At 68.6% G+C, this 4456-nt stretch carries 5 protein-coding genes and 1 pseudogene; all 6 read left to right on the top strand.

Features of this window, described 5'->3' with window-relative positions:
• Positions 1-470, top strand: a 470-nt coding sequence (locus RJ05_RS23125) for a histidine phosphatase family protein (protein ID WP_036540584.1), incomplete at its 5' end; no start/stop codon positions are given.
• Positions 471-543: 73 nt separating this feature from the next.
• The gene (locus RJ05_RS23120; protein WP_036540581.1) at positions 544-1203 is read left to right on the top strand and encodes a TlpA disulfide reductase family protein; all 660 of its coding nucleotides are present in this window, start codon (positions 544-546) and stop codon (positions 1201-1203) included.
• A 31-nt stretch (positions 1204-1234) separates the two neighbouring features.
• Positions 1235-1441: a hypothetical protein gene (locus tag RJ05_RS23115; RefSeq protein WP_036540580.1), complete on the top strand. Its 207-nt coding sequence runs from the start codon at positions 1235-1237 to the stop codon at positions 1439-1441.
• Positions 1438-2280, top strand: coding sequence for a cytochrome c biogenesis CcdA family protein (locus RJ05_RS23110; protein WP_036540578.1), 843 nt, complete (start codon positions 1438-1440; stop codon positions 2278-2280). The genes RJ05_RS23115 and RJ05_RS23110 overlap by 4 nt, the downstream gene beginning before the upstream one ends.
• Positions 2277-3947 (top strand): cytochrome c biogenesis protein ResB, encoded by a 1671-nt coding sequence (gene resB, locus RJ05_RS23105; protein WP_036540576.1) that lies wholly within the window; start codon positions 2277-2279, stop codon positions 3945-3947. Before RJ05_RS23110 ends, resB begins: the two co-directional genes overlap by 4 nt.
• A pseudogene (locus tag RJ05_RS23100) lies at positions 3947-4456 on the top strand (c-type cytochrome biogenesis protein CcsB); the annotation flags it as partial. The gene resB and the pseudogene RJ05_RS23100, both read left to right, overlap by 1 nt.

Below are 4456 nucleotides of genomic sequence, written 5' to 3'. Positions count from 1 at the left end.
TCGCCTCGCCGTTGCAGCGCGCTCAGGAGACCGCCGCACCGATCGCGGCCCAGCACGGACTGATCGTGCGCACCGACGAGAACCTGATCGAGGCCGGCAACACCTTCGAGGGTCTGCGGGTATCCGTCGGTGACGGCGCGCTGCGCAAGCCGCGGCACTGGTGGAAGCTGCGCGACCCGTTCACCCCGTCGTGGGGCGAGCCCTACTTGCAGATCGCGCACCGCATGCTGGCCGCGGTGAACAAGGCCCGCGCCGAGGCGACCGGACGGGAAGCGGTGCTGGTCTCGCATCAGCTGCCGGTGTGGACCCTGCGCCGGTTCCTGCAGGGCCAGCGGCTCTGGCACGACCCGCGTCAGCGTCAGTGCTCGCTGGCGTCGCTGACCTCGCTGGTCTATCAGGGCGACACCCTCGTCGACATCGTCTACTCCGAGCCCGCGGGCGGCTCGGATCCCACGGTGCACGGGGCATGACCGAGTCGGGCCCCGAAGGAGGCAGCCTGCGTAACCACGCAGGTGCCCTCGGTCATGCCGAGAAGGACGCAGCATGAGAAGGCAGGTGTCGTCACAGCGGGCCCGGCGGAAGCCGGTTCTGCTGGCCTGCCTGGCCCTGGTCGTCGCGGTTGTCACCGGCTGCGCGACCGGGGACGACGCGGTGGCTTCCGGCGGCACCTTCGAGTTCGTCTCGCCCGGCGGTCAGACCGAAATCTTCTACAACCCGCCGGACTCGCGCGGCACCATCGGCGAACTGTCGGGGCCCGATCTGATGAACGAGGGCTCCGACATCGCGCTCTCCGATTTCGCCGGACAGGTCGTTGTGCTCAATCTGTGGGGCCAGTGGTGCGGGCCCTGCCGCGCCGAGGCGCCCGCGCTGGAGCAGGTCTACGAACGGACCAAGGATTCCGGCGTCGCCTTCCTCGGCATCAATGTCCGCGACAACCAGCGCGACAAGGCCCAGGATTTCGTCGTCGACAACAAGATCGGCTATCCGTCGATCTACGACCCGTCCATGCGCACCCTGCTCGCGCTCGGCGGGAATTTCCCCACCAGCGTCATCCCGACGACGCTGGTCCTCGATCGTCAGCACCGGGTCGCCGCGATCTTCCTGCGCGCGGTGCTGGCCGAAGATCTCCAACCTGTCGTCGAGAGCGTCGCTCGCGAGGAACCTGCCGGGGGGACCGTCAGTCAAGCGCCGGAGGGGCGATGAACACCTTCCGGGAAGCCATACAGGAGAGACGATGAAACCGGTCCGCAGCCGGACGGCGGTGCGCCGCCGCTACCCGTCGACCCGTCCACCCCGCGGTGTGCGCGCGGAGGTGATGGTTCGCTCCTCGCTCGGTCACTGGGTGCTGGAATACCGCACCGCTCCCGCCTCCGCGGCGCTTACCCGTCCCGATGACGAACCCGAGGCCGCCGACGCGGCGGCCGACCCGGAGCAGCAGTGACGGTACTGGCCGGGGTGGGTGATTCGTTCCAGCAGACAGCGGCCACCGGGCCGCTGCTGCTGGCACTCGGCGCCTGCCTGCTCGCCGGACTGGTCTCGTTCGCCTCGCCCTGCGTGGTGCCGCTGGTACCGGGCTATCTGTCGTACCTGGCCGGGCTGGTCGGGGCCGAGGCCCCACCCGCCACGGTGGCCGAGGCGCGCGGGAAGACCGGTGGTGTCGTCGCTGTCGCGCAGCGCAATCCGGTGCGCGCGGCCAGGCTGCGGGTCGCGGGTGCGGCCGGGTTGTTCGTGGCCGGATTCACCGTGGTGTTCGTGCTGGCGACGGCGACCGTATTCGGTGTTATTCAGACGTTGAACGTCAACCGCGAGCTGTTGATGCGGCTCGGCGGCGTCGTCACCATCCTGATGGGCCTGGTGTTCATCGGTCTGGTTCCCGCCTTGCAACGTGACACCAGGATGGAACCCCGCAGGTTGACGAGCATCGCGGGCGCCCCGCTGCTCGGTGGGGTGTTCGCGCTCGGCTGGACGCCGTGTCTCGGTCCGACGTTGTCGGGCGTGATGGCGGTGGCGGCGGGCACCGAGGGCACCACCGCGGCTCGTGGCGTCGTCCTGATCGTCGCCTACTGCCTGGGGCTCGGGCTACCGTTCGTGATCCTCGCGTTCGGGTCGGCCGGCGCGCTGCGCGGCGTCGGCTGGTTGCGGCGCAATTCCAGGACCATCCAGGTGATCGGTGGTCTGCTGCTGGTGGCCGTCGGTATCGCGCTGGTCACCGGCGCCTGGGATCAGTTCGTGGCATGGGTGCGCGACGGTTTCGTTTCCGAGGTGACCCTGCCGATATGACCGTGATCGACCGTCCCGACGCTCCGGCGCGGCCGCCGCGCCAATCGCTACCAGGTCGGGTCCTGGCTTTCGTGCGCAATACCTGGCGTGGGCTCACCAGCATGCGCACCGCGCTGGTGCTGCTGTTCCTGCTGGCGCTGGCCGCCATCCCCGGCGCGCTGCTGCCCCAGCGTGAACTCAACGAGCAGAAGGTCGCCCAGTACATCGCCGACCGGCCGACGCTCGGTCCGTGGATGGACCGCTTCCAACTGTTCGATGTGTTCTCCAGCTCGTGGTTCACCGCGATCTACGTGCTGCTGTTCATTTCCTTGGTCGGCTGCATCCTGCCGCGCGCGGTCGACCATTACCGCGCGCTGCGTACCCCGCCGGTGCGGGTGCCGCGCAATCTGGCGCGCTTGCCGCACCACTACTCCGCGACGGTCGACGGCACCCCGGACGAAGTGATCGCCGGCGCGAGCGGGCAATTGCGCCGCTGGCGCACGGCCATGCGGCCGGGCGACCGGGACGGCGAGGTGACGCTCTCGGCGGAGAAGGGGTATTCGCGCGAATTCGGCAACCTGGTCTTCCATCTGGCGCTGGTCGGACTGCTGGTGTCGATCGCGGTGGGCAAGCTGTTCGGTTACGAGGGCAGCGTCATCGTCATCGCGAACAACGGCCCCGGGTTTTGCAGCACGTCGCCCGCGGCGTTCGACTCCTTCCGGACCGGTTCGGCCAACGACGGCACCGGGATGACGCCGATCTGCGTGCGGGTCAAGGATTTCCACGCCGACTATCTCGACAACGGCCAGGCCGAGATGTTCCGCTCCAATATCGCCTATCAGGCCGGCGAGGACTTCGCGACCGACACCTGGCGGGAGACCGAGATCCGGGTGAACCACCCGCTGCGCGTGGCCGGCGACCGCATCTACCTACAGGGGCACGGTTACGCGCCGACCTTCACGGTGAAGTTCCCGAACGGCGAGACCCGCACCGAAACCGTGCAGTGGCGCCCCGACGACGCGACGACGTTCCTGTCCAGCGGCGTCCTGCGTATCGATCCGCCGGGCGGGCTCTACCCGACCGAGGAGGAGCGCCGCAACAACCAGATCGCGATCGAGGGCCTGTTCGCGCCGACCGCCAATCTGCACGGCACGCTGCTCACCTCGTCGTATCCGGAGATGACCGATCCGGCCGTCGCCGTCGATATCTACCGCGGCGACACCGGCCTCGATACCGGACGCCCCCAGTCACTGTTCGCGCTCGACCAGGAACTGATCCGGCAGGAACGGCTGACCAAGGAGACCAGGGTCAACCTGCGGCCCGGCGAATCCGCGACGCTGTCCAACGGCACCGTGGTGACCTTCGATGGTGCGGAGGAATTCGTCAACCTGCAGGTCTCGCACGATCCGGCGCAGCAGTGGGTGCTGGTGAGCGCGGTGACCATGATGGCGGGTCTGCTGGTGTCGCTGCTGGTGTCGCGCCGTCGGATCTGGCTGCGCGTGTACCCGGCCGACGCCGAAGCAGGTACCGTTGACCAACGACGCGTCGTAGTAGAGATGGGTGGACTCGCCAGGTCCGATCAGGCCGGGTGGGGCGGGGAGTTCGATCGGTTGCGCGCACGCCTGCTCGGTGCCGGCGCGCCCGACGACGCGCCGACGGCGACCGGGAAGACCACGGGAGATAGATGATGCAGATCGACGACACGCTCGCGCGCTACAGCGACTTCGCGTACATGTCCGCGATTTTCGTGTACGCGCTGGTACTCGTACTGCTGATCGTGCAGTACGCGTCGGTGCGCACCCGCAAGGTGGTCGAACGCGAGCTGGTCTCCACGGGCGGAGGCTCGGTCGCCGTCGATCCCGCGGTCCCCGGCAAGATCGTCGAAGCGCCGCGGCTGCCGCTGTCGGAGCGGCTGGGCAATATGGCGTTCTCGGTGCTGTTCGTCGCGGTCGCACTGCACGTGCTCTCGATCGTGCTGCGCGGCTTCGCCACCCATCGGTTCCCGCTGGGCAACATGTACGAGTTCGTCACCATGGCCACGGCGGCCACCGCGGTGGTCGGGCTGATCTTCCTGCGCGATCAGAAGTACCGGGCCATGTGGGTGTTCCTGCTGGTCCCGCTGCTGATCCTGATGTTCCTGGCCGGCACCGTGCTCTACGCCGACGCCGCACCCGTGGTGCCCGCGCTCAAGTCGTTC

The organism is Nocardia cyriacigeorgica NBRC 100375, from assembly GCF_000308555.1.
GTDB classification, from domain to species: Bacteria; Actinomycetota; Actinomycetes; order Mycobacteriales; family Mycobacteriaceae; genus Nocardia; species Nocardia cyriacigeorgica.
The sequence above is the reverse complement of the archived record's forward strand: the minus strand, read 5'-3'. Positions and strand labels throughout refer to the sequence as shown.

Coding starts and splice junctions, on each gene's coding strand:
- resB (WP_036540576.1), top strand. CDS start 2,277: ATGACCGTGATCGACCGTCCCGACGCTCCGGCGCGGCCGCCGCGCCAA.
- RJ05_RS23120 (WP_036540581.1), top strand. CDS start 544: ATGAGAAGGCAGGTGTCGTCACAGCGGGCCCGGCGGAAGCCGGTTCTG.
- RJ05_RS23115 (WP_036540580.1), top strand. CDS start 1,235: ATGAAACCGGTCCGCAGCCGGACGGCGGTGCGCCGCCGCTACCCGTCG.